Origin of the sequence: Streptomyces boncukensis, assembly GCF_011045075.1 — a bacterium.
GTDB classification, from domain to species: Bacteria; Actinomycetota; Actinomycetes; order Streptomycetales; family Streptomycetaceae; genus Streptomyces; species Streptomyces boncukensis.
Window position 1 is genome coordinate 1 of record NZ_JAAKZZ010000956.1, and the last position, 1,348, is coordinate 1,348.

Annotated in this window: 1 protein-coding gene and 1 pseudogene; one reads left to right on the plus strand and one right to left on the minus strand. The window is 67.7% G+C overall.

Annotation, left to right across the window (positions count from 1 at the left end):
• The first annotated feature begins 172 nt into the window (after positions 1–172).
• A complete protein-coding gene (locus G5C65_RS37280; protein ID WP_241266340.1) occupies positions 173–769 on the plus strand; it encodes a hypothetical protein in 597 nt (198 codons plus the stop codon).
• A gap of 2 nt (positions 770–771) precedes the next feature.
• On the opposite strand, the pseudogene G5C65_RS37285 reads toward G5C65_RS37280, so the two are convergent.
• Positions 772–1,348, minus strand: a pseudogene (locus tag G5C65_RS37285) (hypothetical protein); the annotation flags it as partial.

Below are 1,348 nucleotides of genomic sequence, written 5' to 3' on the forward strand. Positions count from 1 at the left end.
GCCGACGACTCCCCCGTCACCCCCGCGGCCTTCCTTACCCCCATCGCCTGCCCCCAACGGCCCGGCTCCGGAGCCGTCTCCCCTGCGCAGCAGGAATCAATGGGTCACGTACGTCGTCTTTCCGGTCATCGTCTTGGTCCTCGGCGCCGCTGGGGCCGGGATCTGGAGCTGGGTGAAAGGTGAGACCTCCGGACCGCCTGGATTGAAGGTCCATGCCACCGAGATCTTGGGGTGCAGCGAGGTCTACGTGGATGGCCCTCGGTCCGAGCTACGGCGTGACGGCACTCAGGTGCGGGGAGATAAGGTTCCGGTCACCCGCCCGGATTATTCGTGGGAACTGCCGATCACGCTGCAGGCGAAGACGGGTGCCGCCATCGTCGTCAACGGTATTGACATCGAGGTCCTTGACAGCAGTCCGCCCCCGCAACAGGGCACAATCGTGATGCCCGATGGGTGTGGCAGCGTAATGACACCACGGTCATTCGATGTGAACCTCGACGCTGAGCGGCCGTCCGCCAAGCCAAGCGCCAAGGGCTCACAGGCGGCGAAGAAGCCTGCGAACTTCCCCTTGAAGGTTTCTGCCGGTGATCCCGAACAGCTCGTCTTGCTGCTGAGCGCGTACAAGCATGATGTCCGGTTCGCTGTCACAGTGAAGTGGATTTCGGAGGGGGAGACCGGGAGCGTCACGCTGGACAACGGCGGTCCCGGATACCGCGTGACAGGCCCCGGCCGCCTGCCGAGGGTGCCCGTCACCGAGTTGCCCGAGTAGCCCTACAGGGGGTACATGATGCCGTTGAGCGAGACCCATGGCGGGGTGTCGCCGGGGTCGTTGAGGAGGTCGGCGGTGCCGTTGGCGTAGAAATCGACCTTGAGCGACAGGATGGAGCTGTCCCCGGCCGAGCACGCGACGGGCACGGTGCGCAGGCCGCTGCTCGGTCGGGCGGTGGCGGGGAGCGGGCGGGCGAGGAACTTGCCGTCGTGCGCGGGCAGGCCGCCGCTGTACTTGACGTTCATCCCGCCGCGCCACTGGACGAAGCGAGTGCCGATGAGGTCGATGACGCGGTACCGCACGTCGCCGTTGTTGTTGCCGTCGTGCCCGTAGCCGGAGGCGAGGGATGCCTTGGTCCACGGGATGAGATCGCAGGCGATGCCGACCCACGAGGAGCCTGACCAGCGTTGCAGGCCGGTGTAGTTGTCGCGGTACTGGGCGCGGTAGGCGCCGTCTCCGTCCGTGGCGGGGGCGATTCCGCCGAGGGCGGCGACGTGCGTGCGGAGGTCGGTGGTGGCGGCGGGGAAGTCGATGCCGCCGGTGCCGGCGGACGCTCCGGCGGGGACGGCGACGCGGTAC